Origin of the sequence: Enterorhabdus sp. P55, from assembly GCF_009911695.1 — a bacterium.
Taxonomy (GTDB): Bacteria; Actinomycetota; Coriobacteriia; order Coriobacteriales; family Eggerthellaceae; genus Enterorhabdus.
In genome coordinates, this window is record NZ_QWKK01000044.1 from 1 (window position 1) to 19,023 (window position 19,023).

Consider the following 19,023-nt stretch of genomic DNA (forward strand, 5'->3'; position numbering starts at 1 on the left):
CCGCCCGCGCGCCGGCCGCCCGCCCGCCCGCGCGCCGGCCGCCCGCACGCCCACACGCCGGTGTGCCGTCCTCTGCGTCGTCCCCTGTGTCGGCAGCTTGCCAACTTCGGTGCGTGTGGTACCATGAACGCTGCTCATGTGCCCCGGCGGCAGTAGCGATGCGAGAGTGCCGGGCCTCGACCTTGGGAGGACTGCGACCTTGCGCCTGTAGCTTGATGATCGGTTCCGTCTTGCGACCGGACGCCCATGCGGGCGCCTCCGCGTCGCGTCATCATCAAGAAGCGAGGTCTCCCATGCAGGTTACCCTGAGCGCTATCCATTTCTCATACCCAGGCGCGTCTGCCGCCATCCTGACGGACGCGAGCGCCGTCTTTCCCCCGGGATGGACGGGCGTCGTCGGCAGCAACGGCTGCGGGAAGTCCACGCTCGCACGCATCGCAGCCGGCCAGCTCATGCCCGATGCCGGCTCGGTCACGCCCGGCGGCGTGGTGGCGGCCTACTGCGAGCAGGATGCGTCCGCGTCGCCCGTGCGCCTGGAGGACTTCGCCTGCGCCTGGGACAAGCGCGCCGTGCGGCTGCGCGCCGATTTGGGCATCGAGGACGACTGGCCCTGGCGATTCGCCACGCTTTCGTGCGGCCAGCAGAAGCGGCTCCAGGTGGCCGTGGCGCTTTGGGAGGAGCCGGACCTGCTCGTGCTCGACGAGCCCACCAACCACGTCGACGCGCCTACCCGTCGCGCCATCGCCCAGGCGCTCGCGGGCTTCCGCGGCGTGGGGTTGCTCATCTCGCATGACCGCGCGCTGCTGGACGGCCTGGTCGAGCGCTGCCTGTTCTTCTCGGATGGCCGCGTGACCCTGCGCCCCGGCACCTACGCGGAGGCAGCGGCGCAGGCCGACCTTGAGCGGCGCAGCGCCGAGCGGCAGCGGCGCAACGCCAAGCGCGAGGTGGCGCGCGTCCAGCAGGAGGCGGCGCGCCGGCGCAACGAGGCTAGCAAGGCGGCCGCCAAGCGCAGCGCGCGCGGTCTCGACCCCAAGGACCACGATGGGAAGGGTCGCATCAAGCTGGCCATCTACACCGGCAGGGACGGCGTGGCCGGCAAGCTCTCCGCACGCATGGATGCACGCCTCGAACGTGCGCAGGAGGCCCTGGCCGAGACGCGGGTGGCCAAGAGCTACGACGGTGACGTGTGGCTGGACGCCGCGCCGAGCCCGCGCAAGGTGCTCCTGCGGATGACAGCGGGCGTGCTCGCCCGCGGCGCGCATCGCCTGGAGGTGCCTGACCTCGCGCTCGGCAACGCCGATCATGTGGGCGTATCCGGCGTCAACGGCAGCGGCAAGTCCACGCTCATCGGACGCCTCGTGGCCGCGCTCGCGGACGACCTGCCCACGCTCGTGGTGCCCCAGGAGGTCGATGCCGAGCTGCGCGCGCAGACGCTCGCGACCCTGCGCGCGGCCCCGCGTGCCGAGCGGGGGCGCATCCTGTCCATCGTCGCGCAGCTGAACTCCGATCCCGACCGCCTGCTCGACGGCGACACGGTGAGCCCCGGCGAGCTGCGCAAGCTCCTGCTGGCCGAGGGCATCGCGCGCCGCCCAGCTCTCATCGTCATGGACGAGCCCACCAATCATCTCGACTTGGGCTCGGTCGAGGCGCTCGAGCGCGTGCTGGCGGCCTTCCCCGGTGCGCTCGTGCTGGTGAGCCACGACGAGCGCCTCCTCGACCGCGCCACCGACATCCGCTGGCACCTGGGTCCTGTGGCGGCGGGGGAGGCGGATGCAGGCAGGGAAGGCGCGGAGGGCGCCCGTGCGGAAGGCGGGGCGGACGCGGAAGCTTTCGACGTGGATCCGGGAGGTGGTGCGGGCGGTGCCAGCGGGGCCAGCGGCACGGGCGCAGGAGGCGACGCGGGTGTCGCCCGCGGGGCTGCCGCGTCCGCCGAGCCCCTTCGCCGCTTCCGTCTGGAAGTCCGCCCCTGACCCCGCCGGTGGCCGCAAGGCGGCCCGCGTTGCCTCTTGCGGCAACCCCGCCTGCGGTCTGCCAGGCCCTTCCGCTCTCGTCGGCCGCCTGATCCGGCCCCGCGCCTGCCAGGCCCTTTCGCTCCGCCAGCCTATCGTCTTTCGCGTCGCCATCCCGTCTTCCCTATAATGATCCCTGCGCGCAACGCGCGGCAGCCGGCTGACGATTCCCGAGGAGGCACCATGGCCGCAAGCGTCCTGTTCCTGGAGTACCCGAAGTGCTCGACGTGCCAAAAGGCGCGCGCGTGGCTCGACGAGCGCGGCGTGGCCTACGAGGCGCGCTCCATCGTGGAGGACAACCCCTCCGCCGACGAGCTGCGTCGCTGGCACGAGCTGAGCGGGCTGCCGCTGCGGCGCTTCTTCAACACGAGCGGCATGCTCTACCGTGAGATGGAGCTGGCGAAGAGGCTGCCCGACCTGGACGACCAGGCTCAGTACGATCTGCTCGCCACCGACGGCATGCTCGTGAAGCGCCCCCTCCTCGTGACCGAGGCCACCGCCATCCCCGGCTTCAAGGAGGCCGCCTGGGCCGAGGCCCTCGGCCTCTAGGCGCGGCGGGGCGAGATAAGGAGGATCCCATGGAGATTCGCGCGGCAGTGCCGGCGGACGTGCCGGAGCTGATGATGTTCTACGACCGCATGTGCGAGGTGCTCGGGCAGATGGACTTTCTGCCCGAGGGCAACCGGGGCGATTTCCCGCCGCAGTCCATGGTGGAAGAGGCGGTGCGCGAGCGTCAGCAGTTCGTCGGCGTGGAGGACGGGCGCATTGTCGCGGCCTACCTCATGGATCACGATTGCGACGAGGCCTACGACGCCATGGCCTGGCAGGTGGATGCCCCGGCGGATGAGGTGGGCATCCTCCACGCCCTGCGGGTGCTGCCCGAGTACGGCGGCCGCGGCTACTCGCGGCGACTCGTGGAGCACGCCATCGCCGAGGCGCACAGCCGGGGGATGCGGGCCCTGCGCCTCGACTGCATCGAGGGCAACGAGGTTCCGCAGCGCCTGTACCGTTCCTACGGGTTCGAGCATCGCGGGGATGCGGACATCACCTATCCTGACATCGGCGTTCCGCGCCGCTTTCTCCTCTACGAGCTGGTCTTGGACTGACGCGCGATCCTCTGGCGGAGGCCGTGGCGCAGCCGGGCCGCTACTCGGGCAGCTTGCAGACGTCGACCCAGGTGCTGCCGGGCGTGAGGGCGGCCAGGTCGTCGGGGGTGACGGCGATGGCGCTGCTGGCGGTGCCGCAGGCGGGGTAGACCGTATCGAAGCGGCGCAGCGACTCGTCGAGGAAGACGTCGCAGCCCTCGTTCACGCCGAAGGGGCACACGCCGCCCACGGCGTGCCCGATGCGCCCTTCCGCCTCATCGGCGGGAAGCATTCGCGGCTTGCGCCCGAAAGCCGCCTTGAACTTGGGGTTGGCGATGCGCGCGTCGCCCGCGCACACCACGAGGGCCACCCGCTCGCCCGCCTCGAAGGAGAGCGTCTTGGCGATGCGCGCCGGCTCGCAGCCCACGGCCTGCGCAGCCAGCTCCACGGTGGCGCTCGACTGCGCGAACTCCATCACATCGCCTTCGCGGCCGTAGGCTGCCAGGTGCGTCTTCGCGCGTGTGAGGGACATGGCTTCCTCCTTTAGGTTGGCGTGCTTTGTCACAGGGTAGCACGGGGGTAGCACAGGGGACAGTTCTCCGTGCTGACATAGCACGGAGAACTGTCCCCTGTGCTACCCCTGCCCCTGCGCGACAGAACGCGGGGGACAGTTCTCTGTGCTAACCCTCATTCACCTGTCACTCTCGACGCAGGAGGCCGGCTCTCTGTGCTACCCTCTCTCTGGACATCCCCGATAGGAGGTTCGCCTTTGCCGAGAACATCCAGAAAAGCGTCTGAGAGCGGCATCTACCATGTCATCCTGCGCGGAATCAACAGGCAGGCCATCTTCGAGGATGACGAGGACTCCACGTGCTTCCTCGACATCATCGAGGGATACAAGACCGTCTCTGGGTTCGAGGTGCTCGCGTATTGCCTCATGGGAAACCACGCCCACCTGCTCATACGCGTGGGAGAAGAGCCGCTCTCGACTATCTTCCGGCGTATCGCGTCGAAGTACGTCTACTGGTTCAACGCCAAATACGACAGAATCGGCCATCTCTTCCAAGAGCGATTCAAAAGCGAGCCCGTGGAGGACGACGCGTACCTCGTCACGGTCATGCGCTATATCCACAACAACCCGGTGAAGGCCGGCATCTGCCGGGCTCCGGAGGACTACCCGCTCAGCAGCTATCGCGATTATCTGGGAGGCGGCGGCCTGACCGATACGGCGCTCGCGCTCTCCCTCATGCCGCTGCCGCAGCTCATCGAGTTCACGCGAAGGCCGAACGAAGACGCGTGCCTGGACGTGCCCGGCAAGGCACGCGTGAGATTTACCGACGCGGACGCGAGAAGGATCATGGGGGACATAGCGGGCTGCAGCTCGACGGGGGACTTCCAGTCCCTCGACGGCGAAGAACAGAGACGCGCGGTGCGCGCGATGATCGAAGCGGGCTTGTCCATCCGCCAGATCAGCCGCATCGCCGGCATGACGGTGGGGAAGGTCAGGGGCTGCAAGAGGGCGCTCCCGGAGAGTTAGCAGGCGCACGGGGTGGCGCACGGGGGACAGTTCTGGGCGCACGGGGGAGGCGCACGGGGGACAGTTCTGTGTGCTGTGCTAACAGCACACAGAACTGTCCCCCGTGCGCCCCTGCGCTACAGGGCTGCGGCGATCACCTCGGACAGGCGGCGGATGCCGTCGCGGATGGTGTTGGCGTCGGCGTTGGTGAAGTTCAGGCGCATCGTGGAACGCGCGCCGGGCTCGGCGTAGAACGGGTCGCCGGGCACGAACGCCACGCCGCGCTCAAGGGCCTTCGGGAACAAGTCCATGGTGCTGATGCCCTCGGGCAGCGTGACCCACAGGAACATGCCGCCCTGGGGCTTGGTGAACGACACCTCCGCCGGGAAGAACTCGGCCATGGCCTCGGTCATGGCCTGGGCCTGGTCGCGGTACAGGTCGCGGATCTTCACCAGATGCTCGTCCAGATCGTTGTGGCGCAGGTAGTCCACCACCACGAACTGGGAAAACACGTTCGTGTGCAAATCGGCGGCCTCCTTGGCGGTGCTCAGCTTCGCCAGCAGCTCGCGGTCCTTCGTCAGCAGATAACCCATGCGGAAACCCGGCGTGACCGTCTTCGAGAACGAGCCCATCACCACACCGTGGGGCAGCGCCGTGCCGCCGATGTAGGGCAGCGACTCGCCTTCGAAGCGCAGCTCGCCGTAGGGGTCGTCTTCCACGACCACGACGTTGCGCCCGGCCAGCGCCTCGCGCACCCTCGCACGATTCTCGGCCGTGTAGGTGAGGCCCGTGGGGTTCTGGAAGTTGGGGATGATGTAGACCATCTTCGCCCCAGCATCCAAGGCGGTGTTCAGCTCGTCGATGTTCAGGCCCTCGTCGGTCAGCTCCACCTCGCGAAACACCGGCTGCTGCAGCGCGAAGGCCTGGATGGCGGCCAAGTAGGTGGGCTTCTCCACGATGACGCCGTCACCCTTGTCGAGCAGCACCTTTCCCAACAGGTCGAGCACCTGCTGGGAGCCGGTGGTGACCAGCACGTCTTCTTCAGCGTAGTCGGTGCCGAAGCGGTGGTTGTAGCGCTCGGCGATCCAGGCGCGCAGCTCGGGGATGCCCGCGGTGACGGAATACTGGAAGGCCTCGGGGCCGCGCTCGGCCACCACGCGCTGCATCGATTCCATCAGCTTTTCCTGGGGAAAGGAGATGGGATTGGGCAGGCCGCCGGCAAACGAGGTGATCGCCGGGTCAGAGGCGGCCTTCAGGATGCTGCGCACGAACGACGGCGGGGTGGATTTGATGCCGTCGGAAAGCAGTTCGTCGATGGCGAACTCGGTGGTGGTATCGGTCGTGGACATGGTTGCCTCCGCTCGCTGGGAACTTTCGAGACCATTGTTCCGCTAATGCATCCGTCTCGCGCCCATTTTCTCGCCAACGACCCCACCAGCCCCCAAAACGGCGGGATAGCGAGGGCGCCGAGGGAACGCGGGAACAGAATACGCGGGGGGCACGGGGGGGGGAGCACGGGGGACAGTTCTGTGTGCTGCTTCCCAGCACACAGAACTGTCCCCCGTGCTCCCGTGCTCCCCCCCCGTGCCCCCCGCGTTGCGTTCATCGCGGCCAGTCCGTGGATATTCTTCGACTCCTCGGGGGAAGGGGAGCGCGATGGGGTATAATCGCTAGCGCTCTGCGGGCGTAGTTCATCGGTAGAACCGCAGCCTTCCAAGCTGCTGAGGCGGGTTCGATTCCCGTCGCCCGCTCCAGAAACGACAAAGCGGCCCCCGTCCTCGGACGGGGGCCGCTCCTTTTCCCGTGGATCGGCTCGCGGGCACGCTACGCCGCGGCCACCTTCTCGCGGAGGTAGGCGACGATGTCGTCGGACTCGTAGAGGGGCTTGCCGGCGACGACGAGGCAGGGCACCTGCTTCTTGCCGCCGACGCGGATGAGATCCTGCTCGTTGCCCGGCTGGAGGGTGTCGCGCTTGTCCATCGTGATGTCGTTGGCCTCCATGAAGCGCAGCACCTTCACGCAGAAGGGGCACGACTTCTTGTAGTACAGGGTGTGGTCCTCAAGGTAGTTCATAGGCTTCTCCTTTGCGATCCTCCGCCCAGTCTAGGGCTCTGCGTGTGAAAAGACGAGCGCCCCGCTCATCTTGTTTCGCAACGGTTTCCGGTCCTTAAGGAACCTGAAGATGCGAGAAAGGCCGGGGATTCCCGGCCTGCGCAGACGATGGCGCGCCCAGCAGGATTCGAACCTGCAACCTACGGATTAGAAGTCCGTTGCTCTATCCGTTGAGCCATGGGCGCGTGCCGCCCATTATAGCGCAGCCGCGCGCCCGCCTTGCGGGAAACCGCCGCCCGGCGTCCTCGCCTCCCCGCGGCTGCGCTGCCGCCCGGCCCAGCGCTAGTCGCTCAGCAGGTAGAGCATCCGCAGGTACAGGCGCAGGTCGGCATCGTCCAGGTCGCCCCGGACGATGCGCCGGATCTTGTCCAGCCGGTAGGTCACCGTGTTGCGGTGCATGTGCATCTGGTCGCACACCACGTTGATGCGCCCCTCCGCATGCAGGTACACCCGCAGGATCTCCGCGTCGCTCGTGCCGCGCTCGCGGTCGGCCGCGCGCAGGTCGGTGAGCGGGTTGGGCGAGGCGAGCAGCCGGGTCACGAACTTCTCCGACCGCGCGAAGGGGTCGGTGGCGAAGTAGGGGAAGTAGCGTCGGAAGCGGAACACCTCCTCGGTGCCCGCCCCCGGCGCGTCGAAGGCCAGGTGACGGCGTGACTTGCGTCGTCCGTAGCGCAGGGCGATGCGCGCCTTCTCCAGGGCCAGCGCCGCGTCCTCCAGCCGCTCGAAGCGGTCGGACACGCCCACCTCCACGCGCATGCGGTGGGCCAGGTCGAACACCTCCTCCTCCATGGCGGCGATGCGCCCGCGCCGCGTGTCGGGCGCGCACAGCAGCACGGCCACGCTCTGGCCGTTGATGGCTACCTTGCAGGAGGGCTCGCCCTCGAGGATCTTCTTGGCGAAGTAGCTGGGGGAGCCGGCGCGCCAGGTGTTGTCGGACACGCACAGCTCGAACAGCCCCGTGAGCGGCAGCCCGTGGAGCTTGGCGTGCTCGGCTAGCTGCGGCTCGTCGTAGACGTTGCCGGTGAGCAGCTCGCGCAGGAAGTACGAGTAGCTCTGCTCGAGCGGGTTCTCCAGCCGCCAGTGCCGCTCGAGGCACGCCTCCACCTTGCGGGCCAGGAGGTTGAACAGAAACACCTGCGAGGTGGATATCTCGGTCGGCGACACCATGACGAGATGCGCCGCGTAGCTGCCGCGCTGGTGTATCACGCGGTCGAGGGTGGGGTAGGAGAACAGCGCCGTGGGCACGTTGTGGATGGCCGTCCACTCCTGGTGCTCCCAGACGCGCATGAAGCCGTGCTCGCGCGCGATGCGGATGGTGTCGGGGCTGTAGCAGCCGTTCTTCACCAGGTAGGCGGTGCGCTCGTCGAGGGGGGCGATGTTGGGGGTATGCGCGATGTAGGAGAACGTGGAGTCTGACAGCGCCACGAAGCACCCGAGCACCGGCTCGGAGGCCTTCAGGAGGTCCTGGGTGATGCAGCCCTCCTCCAGCATGACGCCCATCTGGTCGTTCCACTGGACGACGCGCATGAGGTGGCGCTGGACGCGGTCGGCCAGCAGCTGGGGCGAGAGCGCGCTGCGGATGTAGATGTCGTCGTTGCCGAGCGCGGGAATCTCGGGCACGGCGTCGCGCGGGCCGAGAACTACCACGCGCCTTCCCGGCGTGCCGGCGCCGCGCAGCTCCTCAAGGGCGCGCGGGCCCAAAAAGCGCATGGTGTCCTCCTCGCCCTCGGCGGCGGCGGGCGCCTCCTGGTCGAGGAAGGCGGACACCCACGAGAACAGGGCCTTGGGATGCTGCGGCTCCTTGACCACGGCGATGCCCTGCTCGATGAAGTATCCGGTAAGCATATCAAGGGGGAATTGCATCTGAGAAGCCTCCTTCCCTCACTGTTTCCCAGCCGTTGCCGAAGGTTTGTCCTGGCGGAAGAACGCGGAATTGATATGGCTATTATAGCTAAATAACTTCTAAATAATTGTTAACTATGCACATATCAATAGGGGTTTTCGCTCTCTAGAATGGGCGACATAAGGCCAAGGGGCCGCATCCGAGGCAAGCACTGCCAGGCGTTGCCCGAAACGGAGGAGCTCCCTGATCGCCGGCCGGTAACGCGGCGGTGTCACGGGGGTTCCAAGTTGTCAAGGCAACCCACGCGGTGATTGCCCCCGAACCCCTCCCGTGTATCGTTTGAGGTGCTGAGACGCACGTCACGGGACGCCGGGGCGCGACGCCGAGGCAGTGGTAACTGGAAATCATCGAGACAATGGATAGGAGGGCTCTCTATGGCTGGTGTGAACGTTCCAAGCGAAATCATGCCCCTGAAGAAAGTTCTGCTGCACAGACCGGGTGATGAACTGCTCAACCTCACTCCAAACACGCTGGAAGAGCTGCTCTTCGACGACATTCCGTTCCTGAAGGTCGCCCAGGAGGAGCATGATGCCTTCGCCGAGATCCTTCGCAACGAGGGCGTCGAGGTCGTGTACCTGGAGGATCTGATGGCTGAGGTCCTCGACATGTACCCCGAGCTGCGCGAGAAGTTCCTCAAGCAGTGGATCTTTGAGGCGGGCATCCGCACCGATCGCTATCAGAAGATCATCTACGACTACCTGAACGATCGCTATCCGAACAACAAGGACCTGGTGCTCAAGACGATGGCGGGCATCAACCTCCAGGAGCTGCATACCGATAAGAGCAACTCCCTGGTCGACCTCGTGAGCGACGCCTCCAAGCTGGTGTGCGCCCCGATGCCCAACCTGTACTTCACCCGCGACCCGTTCGCGATGATCGGCAACGGCGTGTCCATCAACCGCATGTACTCCGAGACCCGCAACCGCGAGACCATCTACGGCGAGTACATCTTCAAGTACCATCCGGACTACCAGAACGTGCCGGAGTACTACAGCCGCTACAACACCTTCCACATCGAGGGCGGCGACATCCTCAACATCAACGACAAGGTGCTCGCCATCGGCATCTCCCAGCGCACCGAGCCGGATGCCATCGACCAGATCGCGAAGAACATCTTCGAGTCCGATTCCCCCATCGAGACGATTCTGGCCTTCAACATCCCCAACTCCCGCGCCTTCATGCACCTCGACACGGTGTTCACGCAGATCGACTACGACAAGTTCACCATCCATCCCGGCATCATGGGCCCGCTGACGGTGTTCGAGATCAAGTCTGACGGCAAGGGCGGCATCAAGGTCCGCGAGCGCAACGAGACGCTCGAGGAGATCCTCACCGAGTACGTCGGCCGTCCCGTGACCCTCATCCCCTGCGGCGGCGGCGACCGCATCGCGGCCGAGCGCGAGCAGTGGAACGACGGCTCCAACACCCTGTGCATCCGCCCTGGCACCGTGGTCGTCTACGAGCGCAACGACGTCACCAACGCGGTGCTCGAGGAAGCCGGCATCAACGTCCTGCAGATGCCCTCCGCCGAGCTGTCCCGCGGCCGTGGCGGCCCGCGCTGCATGTCGATGCCCCTCTGGCGCGACGCTGAGTAACGCTTGATTTTCCCGGGATCGTCGGCCGGCTGCCCGGTCGCCGGTCCCGGCTCTGGTTTTCCCGGCGCCTTCGCGCGCCACGCACTGTTCCCTCCTACGAAAGGACGCGCATCATGCCTGTCAACCTTTCCGGCCGCAGCTTCACCAAGATCCTCGACTTTACCCCCGACGAGATCCAGTACCTCGTCGACGTGGCGAAGACGTTCAAGAACCTGAAGCGCAACGGCGTGCCGCACCGCTACCTCGAGGGCAAGAACATCGTGCTGCTCTTCGAGAAGACCTCTACCCGTACCCGCTGCTCCTTCGAGGTCGCCGGCTACGACCTGGGCATGGGCGTCACCTACCTCGATCCCGGCAGCTCCCAGATGGGCAAGAAGGAGTCCATCGAGGACACCGGCCGCGTCCTTGGCCGCTTCTATGACGGCATCGAGTACCGCGGCTTCTCCCAGGACCTCGTCGAGGAGCTGGCGGCCGTCTCCGGCGTGCCGGTGTGGAACGGCCTCACCGACAAGTTCCATCCCACGCAGATGATCGCCGACCTGCTGACCATCGAGGAGAACTTCCCGATGGGCGTCAAGGGCCTCAAGTTCGTCTTCTTCGGCGACCTGCGCAACAACATGGGCAACTCGCTCATGGTGCTCGGCGCCAAGATGGGCATGCACTTCGTCGGCTGCGGCCCCAAGGAGCTCATGCCCGAGCCCGAGCTCATCGAGACCTGCAAGAAGATCGCGGCCGAGACCGGCGGCACCATCACCTTCACCGATGATGCCAAGGAGGCTGCGACCGACGCCGACGTCCTCTACACCGACATCTGGGTGTCCATGGGCGAGCCGGCTGAGCTGTGGGCCGAGCGCATCAAGCTGCTGAGCCCCTTCCAGGTGAACAGCGAGCTCATGGGCCTCGCGCACAAGGACGCCATCTTCATGCACTGCCTGCCGTCCTTCCACGACACCCAGACCACCATCGGCGAGGACGTCCATGAGAAGTTCGGCCTCAAGGAGATGGAGGTTACCGACGAGGTGTTCGAGTCCGCGCAGTCCAAGGTCTTCGACGAGGCCGAGAACCGCATGCACACCATCAAGGCGGTCATGTACGCGACCCTGAGGTAGCACTACCCGCACAACCGCACCGACCCGCGCGGGCCCCGTCCCAGGAGCCCGCGAAGGGGGAGGCCAAGCGCCTCCCCCTGGGTCGTCGCACCCTTTTCCACCCCCGATTCGTAAGAGTGGTGATCATCCATGGCCTATCAGAAAGGCGACGGCAAGAGCGTGGTCATCGCCCTCGGCGGCAACGCCCTGGGCAACACGCCCCAAGAGCAGCTGAAGCTGGTCGAGGGGACGGCCGTCCATATCGTTGACATGATCGCCGAGGGCATCAACGTCGTGGTCTCCCACGGCAACGGCCCTCAGGTGGGCATGATCAACAACGCGTTCGACTTCGCGCATGCCAACGACGGCAAGACCCCGGAGATGCCCTTCCCCGAGTGCGGCGCCATGTCGCAGGGCTACATCGGCTACCAGCTCTCCCAGGCCATCCTGAACGAGCTGAAGCGCCGCTCCATCATGCGCTCCACGGCGTCGGTCATCACCCAGACCGTCGTCTACCCCGACGACCCGGCCTTCGCCGACCCGACGAAGCCCGTCGGCCCCTTCCTCACCGAGGAGGAGGCGAGCAAGCGCGCGGCTGAGACCGGCTGCACCTACAAGGAGGACGCCGGCCGCGGCTGGCGCATGGTGGTCGCCAGCCCCAAGCCCCAGCGCATCGTCGAGTTCGACGCCATCAAAGACCTCATGGACGACGGCTACGTCGTCATCGCGGCCGGTGGCGGCGGCGTGCCGGTCATCGAGCGCAACGACTCCTACGAGGGCGTCCCGGCGGTCATCGACAAGGATCGCTCGAGCGCCAAGCTGGCCGCTGACTTCAAGGCCGACATGCTGGTCATCCTGACCGCGGTCGAGAAGGTGGCCATCAACTTCAACACGCCCGACCAGCGCTCCATCGACACCATGACCATCGCCGAGGCCAACAAGTACATCGAGGAGGGCCAGTTCGCGCCCGGCTCGATGCTGCCCAAGGTCCAGGCCTGCATCGAGTACCTGGAGGCCTACCCCCAGGGCAAGGCGCTCATCACCTCGCTCGAGTGCGCCGCCGCCGGCCTCAAGGGCGAGACGGGCACCGTCATCACGGCTTCCTAAGCCGTTTGCACCATGAGCAGTACCCCGGCCTCGGGCCGGGGCATCCGCTCCCGCGTCGGCGACGTTCGTCCTGCTCACCGGGCGTCGCCGAGGCGGGCGCGGGCATAAGACCTGTACATCGACGTGCACTAAAAGGAGGGGTAACCTATGACAGCTGATGCGAAGAAGAAGGATCGCAAGCGGCGGAGCATATCGTCGTTCTCCATTCTCCTCATCATTCTCGTGATCTTGGCCATCATAACCATGATCATGGCCGCCACCGGCACCGAAGGCGTGACCGGGGCGACGCTCGCCAACATCACCACCGCGCCGGTGAAGGGCTTCACCGACGCGCTCCCCGTCTGCCTGTTCGTGCTCATCCTCGGCGGCTTTCTGGGGATCGTCACCGAGACGGGCGCCCTCGACGCCGGCATCGCCGCCCTCGTGAAGAAGCTCCACGGCAATGAGCTCGTCCTCATTCCCATCCTGATGTTCATCTTCTCCATCGGCGGCACCACCTACGGCATGTGCGAGGAGACGGTTCCGTTCTACCTGCTGCTGGCCGCCACCATGGTGGCTGCGGGCTTCGACAGCCTCACCGGCGCCGCCGTGGTGCTGCTGGGCGCCGGCTGCGGCGTTCTGGGCTCCACGGTCAACCCGTTCGCCGTGGGCGTGGCCGTCGACTCCCTGTCCGGCACGGGCATCGTCATCAACCAGGGCATCATCATGGGCCTGGGCGTCGTCCTGTGGCTCGTCACCCTGGCCATCTCCATCGTCTTCGTCATGAAGTACGCCAAGAAGGTCAAGGCCGACAAGGGCTCCACCATCCTGTCGCTGCAGGAGCAGCAGGACATGATGCAGGAGTGGGGCATGAGCGAGTCCGCCGAGGAGGGCAAGAGCGACGACACCGCCGCGCTGCCTGCCATGACCGGCCGCCAGAAGTGGTCGCTCGTCGTGTTCGCCCTCACCTTCGTCATCATGATCGTGTCCTTCATCCCGTGGGAGGACCTCGGCGTTGACGTCTTCAACGCCGGTGCCACCTACGAGGAGGTCGTGGCTCCCGTCACCGCCGAGGACATCACCGCGGTCTACGACGAGGCCACCGAGTCCGAGCTCGCCCTCGACTCCGACGCCGGCGGCGTGGCCGTGGCCGAGGAGCAGGTGACCGACGGCTGGTCCGCGTTCCTGACCGGCCTGCCGCTGGGCCAGTGGTACTTCGACGAGGCCTCCACCTGGTTCCTGCTGATGGCCCTCGTCATCGGCCTCATCGGCGGTCTCTCCGAGGCGCGCTTCGTCAAGGCCTTCATCAACGGCGCCGCCGACATGATGTCGGTCGTGCTCATCATCGCGCTCGCCCGCTCCATCACGGTGCTCATGGGCGAGACCGGCCTCGACCTCTGGATCCTCGACAACGCGGCCAACGCGCTCTCGGGCATGTCGGCCATCATCTTCGCGCCGCTGTCCTTCCTGCTCTACATCGTGCTGTCCTTCCTGATCCCGTCCTCGTCCGGCATGGCCACCGTGTCCATGCCCATCATGGGCGGCCTGGCCAACCAGCTGAACTTCTCGGTTGAGACCATGATCATGATCTACTCCGCCGGCAACGGCCTGGTGAACCTGTTCACCCCCACCTCCGGCGCCATCATGGGCGGCCTGGCCCTGGCCAAGATCGAGTACACCACCTGGCTGAAGTTCGGCGCCAAGCTGTTCGTCGTGCTGGGCGTGGTCTGCCTGGTCATCCTGACCGCGGCCATGATGATCCTGTCCTAGCAGGCACGAGCCTTCCGGCCCCTGAGCAAGGCCATTGGGCAGGCGAAGAGGCGCACCCGGGTTCCGGGTGCGCCTTTTTCGTGCCTCACCTGCCGGTTCTGCCGTTTGGTGGTAGAATCGGCCCATCTGTTCCCGCCCCGCCTCAGCCGAGGACGCGGGCATGCCCCAGCTGACGTAAGGAGAGACTGGACAACATGGAGATTCGCGAACAGCTCGAGAGCATCATCGACGCGGCCATCGCCGCGGCGCGCGAGGACGGCTCGCTTGTGATGGACGAGGCGCCCGCCGCCGCGCTGGAGCGCCCGCGTGACGAGGCCAACGGCGACTGGGCCTCCACCGTGGCCATGCGCTCGGCCAAGCTCGCCAAGAAGAACCCGCGCGAGGTGGCGCAGGTCATCGTCGACCATCTTCCCGCCAACGACGTCATCGCCAGCGTGGAGATCGCCGGCCCCGGCTTCATCAACATCCGTCTGTCCGACGCGGTGCTCCAGGGCGTGGTGCGCGAGGTGCGCGCCGAGGCTGAGGACTTCGGCCGCGGCACCGTGCCGGAGGGGGAGCGCAAGATCAACCTCGAGTACGTCTCCGCCAACCCCACCGGCCCCTTCCACGTGGGCCACGGTCGTTGGGCGGCGCTCGGCGACGCCATGGCGCGCGTGATGGAGCACGCCGGCTACGACGTGTACGAGGAGTTCTACATCAACGACCACGGCACCCAGATGGACGTGTTCGGCAACTCCGTGGCCGTGCGCTACCTGCAGCTGCTCGGCCATGACGTGGAGATGCCGGAGCAGTGCTACGGCGGCTCCTACGTGGCCGACATCGCCCAGGGCATCATCGACCGCGAGGGTCGCAAGTACGAGGAGCTCAGCGACGAGGAGCGCATGAACGCGTTCCGCGAGATCGCCTACCAGGAGATGCTCGACCTGCAGCATCGCGTCATGGGCCGCATGGGCACCACCTTCGACCGCTGGTTCAGCGAGCGCAGCCTCTACGTGGAGGACGAGGCCGGCGAGAGCCCCGTGTCCCGCTCCCTCAAGGCCATGGAGGACAAGGGCTACGTCAAGGAGGAGGACGGCGCCATCTGGTTCCGCTCCTCGGCGCTCGGCGACGAGAAGGACCGCGTCATGATCAAGGCCAACGGCGAGATGACCTACTTCATGAGCGACGTGGCCTATCACTACGACAAGAAGATGCGCGGCTTCGATCACCTCATCAACATCTGGGGCGCCGACCACCACGGCTACGTGAAGCGCTGCGAGTGCATGCTCGAGGCGTGGGGCTGGCCGGGCGACCTGGAGATCGTGCTCGGGCAGCTGGTGAACCTCTACCGCGACGGCGAGGCCGTCCGCATGTCCAAGCGCACCGGCGAGATGGTGACCCTGGAGGAGCTCATCGACGAGGTGGGCGTGGACGCCACGCGCTACCTCATGCTGTCGCGCTCGTCGGATCAGCCCATCGACTTCGACATCGAGGCCGCCAAGAAGAAGGACTCGTCCAACCCCGTGTACTACGTGCAGTACGCCCATGCGCGCATCTGCTCCATCCTGCGCAAGGCCGCCGACCCGGCCGATGCCACGGCCGCCGAGGCAGGGGACATCACCATGGACGAGCTGGCCGCCCGCATCATCCCCGAGGGCTGCGACCTCTCGCCGCTCACCCACGAGTCCGAGCTCGCGCTCATGCGCAAGATGGCCGACTTCGGCAACCTCATCGCCCTGGCCGCCCGTGACCGCGCGCCCTTCCGCCTGACCCACTACGCGCAGGACCTGGCGGCGCTGTTCCACCAGTTCTACACCAACTGCCACGTGCTCACCGAGGACGAGGCCGTGCAGACGGCCCGCCTGGCGCTGTGCGACGCTACCCGCATCGTGCTGGCGCTGACCCTCAACCTGCTGGGCGTGAGCGCTCCCACCAAGATGTAACGTGCGCGGGGAGGGGCGCCTTCCGGCGACCTCCCGCGCGAGGCGGGGTGGCGCCCATGGCGCCCCCTGTGCTATGATGAAGTCAATCGGTGCCCCGCCTGACCGGGCAGCATCGGTTAGTGATTAAGCCGGGTCCGACCTAGACAAGTGGCCCGGCTTCTTCTTTTGCCAACGCCGTCCGTCACTCTCTTCGCACCAGGACGAGCCCGATGATCCCGATAAACACCAACATGATCTCGCATACCGCGACAACAGTCTGTGCGTCCATAGGCACTCCTCTCTCGAGGCTGCCCGGACGTGACGGAGCACCTTGCGGGGGATTCTACCATGGGCGGCGCGCTTACTCGATGATGGCGACGCCGCCTTCTCGTATCAGACGTTGTCCTCCAGGTCGAGCTGCATGAGGTTCACGTTCTCGCGCATGCGCTTGGCGCCCTCGCGGGAGAGGCGGCCTTCCTCATAGCTGGTCTGGATCTGCTCGAGCTCCAAGCAGAGGGCCAGCCGGCGCACGTCCTCGGCGCGGTCGACCACCTTGAAGGCGGTGGTGATGGTGGGGCGCTGCTCCTGGAGCACCATGCGGGCGTTCTGGTACTCGAGCAAAAGCGCCGTGGCATCCTCGGTGGGCACGGCGCTGTCGGAGATGGTGATCTCCAGCAGCGCGATGACGTAGTTCGTGCACGCGAGCTGCAGCTGGCGCAGTTCGTCAGCGCGGGTGGGGGTGGCGATGCTCGGAAGCTCGCGGATGAGGGCGTGCAGTCCGCGGCGCAGCAGGGCGCGCAGGCGCAGGACGTAGGTCTGGAACGAGGTGCTCTCGCTGCTGTGGCGCAGGAGCCGCTCGGTGCGGTCGAGGCGGCGCAGGTACTGGTAGCCCGCCATCGGCGATACCGCGTCCTCCTCGATGATCTCCAGGGCGCGCTCCCGCTCCCACTTGAGCGCCTGGAGCCGCAGCTCGATGTCCGACTCGCTCTCGATGTCGTTGTTCTCCTTGATGAGCTCGATGCGGTCGTTGTAGGACCGGATGACCGCCCGCGTGGCCCCGCGGTTCTCCGGCGTCTGGCGCGTCGTGAGCTCCTCGATCACCGTGCGCAGGATGTCGATGTAGCAGGCGGTGTCGCGGTCGTGGATCTCCTGCTCGGACTCCTTGCGAGCCGGCTTGGGCGCCAGCAGCGGCACCACGAAGGTGGCCAGCAGCAAGGTGCACACGATGACGCCGCAGGCCAGGAAGATGAGCAGGTCGCGCTGGGGGAACCGGATGGCCGGGTGGTCGACGGTGGCGTAGGACAGGTACATAGGGATGGTGAGCATGATGGAGAGCGTGATGGTGCCCTTGGCGCCGCAGAGCGTGGTGACGAGCGCCATCTTGGCGTCATGGGCGGTGAAGCGGCGGCGCTCCCCGCGGCGGGCGTGCATCCAGTCCATGGCCAGCACCCAGGCGAAGCGGATGGCCAGGAGGAGAAGGGTGAGCCCGATCACGTAGGTGATGAGCCGCCCGTTGGAGATGGACACGTCGTCCCAGGTGCGGCGCATGGCGTTGGGCAGCTGGGTGCCCAGCAGCACGAAGACGATGCCGTTGAGCGCGAAGGAGAGCACCCGCCACACGCTCGACGAGACGATGTTCATGCGCGACACCGACGGCCCCATCATCCGCGGCGAGATGACGTTCACGAGCCCCGCCACCACCACGGCGATGATGCCGCTCACGTGGATGGCCTGGGAGATGAGGTACACGAGGAACGGCGTGAACACCTCGAACAGCACGTGGAAGGTGGTGTTCTCCACGCCGATGGAGCGGGCCTTGCGCACGATGAGATTGCCCACCACGCCGAGCGCCACGCCCGCCGCCAGGCCGCCGAAGAACTCCAGGAGGAACACCTCGGTGGCGTTGAGGAGCGAGAACGAGCCGGTCACGCCTGCGGCGATAGCGAACTGAAACGACACGATGCCCGAGGCGTCGTTGAGGAGCAGCTCGCCTTTGAGCACCGACTTCTGGCGCGCGGGGATGGCGATTTCCTTGGAGAGCGACGTCACGGCCACCGCGTCAGTGGGCCCGAGGGCCGCGCCGAGCGCGAAGGCGGCGAACAGCGGGATGGAGGGGATGATGAGGTTGAGCGTGAAGCCGATGATGAGGGTGGTGGCCACCACCAGGCCGATGGCCAGGGAGAGCACCGGCTTGATGTGGATCCAGAGCGCCGCCTTGTCGGCGTTCTTCGCCTCGTCGTAGAGAAGGGGCGCGATGAAGAGCACGAGGAACAGCTCGGGGTCGAGTCCGATGGTGATGTTGGTGGAGGCGAGCAGGGCGATGCCCAAGCCGAGCGCGATCTGGATGAGCGGAAGCGATACCTTGGGGACGATCTGATCGATGACGGAAGAGACGAGGACGGCGGCGAGCAAGAGGAGGCACAGGGTGAGCGTCTCCACGTACCATCCCCCTTTCGTTACCCCGATGAGCGCATTGATAACCCTATTGTAAAGGAAGAACCCGCGTCCTCTGATCCAGGACGCGGGTTCTTCACGACAAGCGGGGCGTGCGGGCTAGCGGGCGCGCACGACGAAGGCGCCGCCCTCTTTCGCCACGATAAAGCCGGGCTGGCCCTCCAGGTAGGCGCGCATCTGGGGGAAGCCCAGGTCGCGTACCTTGAAGTCCTTGAAGCGGGCGCGTACCTCGCCGCCGAGCTGAGTGACGCCGATGCCCGCGCCGCCGGCCTTCTCCACGAGCTCGGCGATGTAGGCCTCGGGCGTGGCGGCGTCGGAGACGGGGACGGGCGTCTTGCGCGGGCGGCCACGACGGGCCGCGGGCTTGGCGGGCGCCTCGGCGGGCTCTGCCGCCTTGCGCGAGCGGGTGGCGCGGGCCGGCTTGGCCGCCTCCTCGACCGCGGACGCGTCGGCGTCCTTCTTGGCCGGGGCCTTGCGCGAGCGCGTCTTGCGGGCCGGCTTCTC

15 protein-coding genes and 2 tRNA genes are annotated in these 19,023 nt (G+C 66.7%); 10 read left to right on the forward strand and 7 right to left on the reverse strand.

Annotated elements, in window-relative coordinates; genetic code table 11:
• Positions 1 to 293 precede the first annotated feature (293 nt).
• The 3 genes from D1643_RS05900 (at position 294) to D1643_RS05910 (ending at position 3,115) form a co-directional block, all read left to right on the forward strand.
• Complete coding sequence (locus D1643_RS05900) at positions 294 to 1,970, forward strand: ATP-binding cassette domain-containing protein (protein WP_160709598.1); 1,677 nt, start codon at positions 294 to 296, stop codon at positions 1,968 to 1,970.
• Between the two features lie 222 nt (positions 1,971 to 2,192).
• Positions 2,193 to 2,558, forward strand: coding sequence for an arsenate reductase family protein (locus tag D1643_RS05905; protein WP_160709600.1), 366 nt, complete (start codon positions 2,193 to 2,195; stop codon positions 2,556 to 2,558).
• A 29-nt stretch (positions 2,559 to 2,587) separates the two neighbouring features.
• Complete coding sequence (locus D1643_RS05910; protein ID WP_160709602.1) at positions 2,588 to 3,115, forward strand: GNAT family N-acetyltransferase; 528 nt, start codon at positions 2,588 to 2,590, stop codon at positions 3,113 to 3,115.
• A gap of 40 nt (positions 3,116 to 3,155) precedes the next feature.
• On the opposite strand, the gene D1643_RS05915 is transcribed toward D1643_RS05910, so the two are convergent.
• Positions 3,156 to 3,626 carry a YbaK/EbsC family protein gene (locus D1643_RS05915; RefSeq protein WP_160709604.1) on the reverse strand — a complete coding sequence of 157 codons (471 nt, stop codon included), beginning with the start codon at positions 3,624 to 3,626 and terminating at the stop codon, positions 3,156 to 3,158.
• A gap of 237 nt (positions 3,627 to 3,863) precedes the next feature.
• Between D1643_RS05915 and D1643_RS05920 the strand changes: the two genes are divergently transcribed.
• The gene (locus D1643_RS05920) at positions 3,864 to 4,631 is read left to right on the forward strand and encodes a transposase (protein ID WP_160709606.1); all 768 of its coding nucleotides are present in this window, start codon (positions 3,864 to 3,866) and stop codon (positions 4,629 to 4,631) included.
• A 116-nt stretch (positions 4,632 to 4,747) separates the two neighbouring features.
• Here D1643_RS05920 and D1643_RS05925 read toward each other — a convergent pair whose 3' ends face one another.
• Positions 4,748 to 5,959, reverse strand: coding sequence for a PLP-dependent aminotransferase family protein (locus D1643_RS05925; protein ID WP_201750991.1), 1,212 nt, complete (start codon positions 5,957 to 5,959; stop codon positions 4,748 to 4,750).
• A 331-nt stretch (positions 5,960 to 6,290) separates the two neighbouring features.
• Between D1643_RS05925 and D1643_RS05930 the strand changes: the two genes are divergently transcribed.
• Positions 6,291 to 6,364: transfer RNA gene (locus D1643_RS05930), tRNA-Gly, on the forward strand.
• A 70-nt stretch (positions 6,365 to 6,434) separates the two neighbouring features.
• On the opposite strand, the gene D1643_RS05935 is transcribed toward D1643_RS05930, so the two are convergent.
• From D1643_RS05935 to D1643_RS05945, 3 genes are all read right to left on the reverse strand, one after another.
• A complete protein-coding gene (locus tag D1643_RS05935) occupies positions 6,435 to 6,683 on the reverse strand; it encodes a glutathione S-transferase N-terminal domain-containing protein (RefSeq protein WP_160709608.1) in 249 nt (82 codons plus the stop codon).
• Positions 6,684 to 6,831: 148 nt separating this feature from the next.
• Positions 6,832 to 6,907: transfer RNA gene (locus D1643_RS05940), tRNA-Arg, on the reverse strand.
• Positions 6,908 to 7,004: 97 nt separating this feature from the next.
• Positions 7,005 to 8,585 (reverse strand): CdaR family transcriptional regulator, encoded by a 1,581-nt coding sequence (locus D1643_RS05945; protein WP_160709610.1) that lies wholly within the window; start codon positions 8,583 to 8,585, stop codon positions 7,005 to 7,007.
• A gap of 414 nt (positions 8,586 to 8,999) precedes the next feature.
• Here D1643_RS05945 and arcA point away from each other — a divergent pair, with 414 nt between their 5' ends.
• The 5 genes from arcA (at position 9,000) to argS (ending at position 16,086) form a co-directional block, all read left to right on the forward strand.
• Positions 9,000 to 10,220: an arginine deiminase gene (gene arcA, locus D1643_RS05950; RefSeq protein WP_160709612.1), complete on the forward strand. Its 1,221-nt coding sequence runs from the start codon at positions 9,000 to 9,002 to the stop codon at positions 10,218 to 10,220.
• A 113-nt stretch (positions 10,221 to 10,333) separates the two neighbouring features.
• Positions 10,334 to 11,329, forward strand: coding sequence for an ornithine carbamoyltransferase (gene argF, locus D1643_RS05955; protein WP_160709614.1), 996 nt, complete (start codon positions 10,334 to 10,336; stop codon positions 11,327 to 11,329).
• A gap of 129 nt (positions 11,330 to 11,458) precedes the next feature.
• Entirely contained in the window at positions 11,459 to 12,415 is a 957-nt protein-coding gene (gene arcC / locus D1643_RS05960) for a carbamate kinase (RefSeq protein WP_160709616.1), read from the forward strand.
• A gap of 147 nt (positions 12,416 to 12,562) precedes the next feature.
• The gene (locus D1643_RS05965; protein WP_160709618.1) at positions 12,563 to 14,164 is read left to right on the forward strand and encodes a YfcC family protein; all 1,602 of its coding nucleotides are present in this window, start codon (positions 12,563 to 12,565) and stop codon (positions 14,162 to 14,164) included.
• A gap of 194 nt (positions 14,165 to 14,358) precedes the next feature.
• Positions 14,359 to 16,086 (forward strand): arginine--tRNA ligase, encoded by a 1,728-nt coding sequence (gene argS / locus D1643_RS05970; RefSeq protein ID WP_160709620.1) that lies wholly within the window; start codon positions 14,359 to 14,361, stop codon positions 16,084 to 16,086.
• A gap of 372 nt (positions 16,087 to 16,458) precedes the next feature.
• Here argS and D1643_RS05975 read toward each other — a convergent pair whose 3' ends face one another.
• Positions 16,459 to 18,504 (reverse strand): sodium:proton antiporter, encoded by a 2,046-nt coding sequence (locus tag D1643_RS05975; protein ID WP_160709622.1) that lies wholly within the window; start codon positions 18,502 to 18,504, stop codon positions 16,459 to 16,461.
• Positions 18,505 to 18,618: 114 nt separating this feature from the next.
• Positions 18,619 to 19,023 (reverse strand): OST-HTH/LOTUS domain-containing protein (locus D1643_RS05980; protein ID WP_370520302.1); only part of this gene is annotated, 405 nt, incomplete at its 5' end.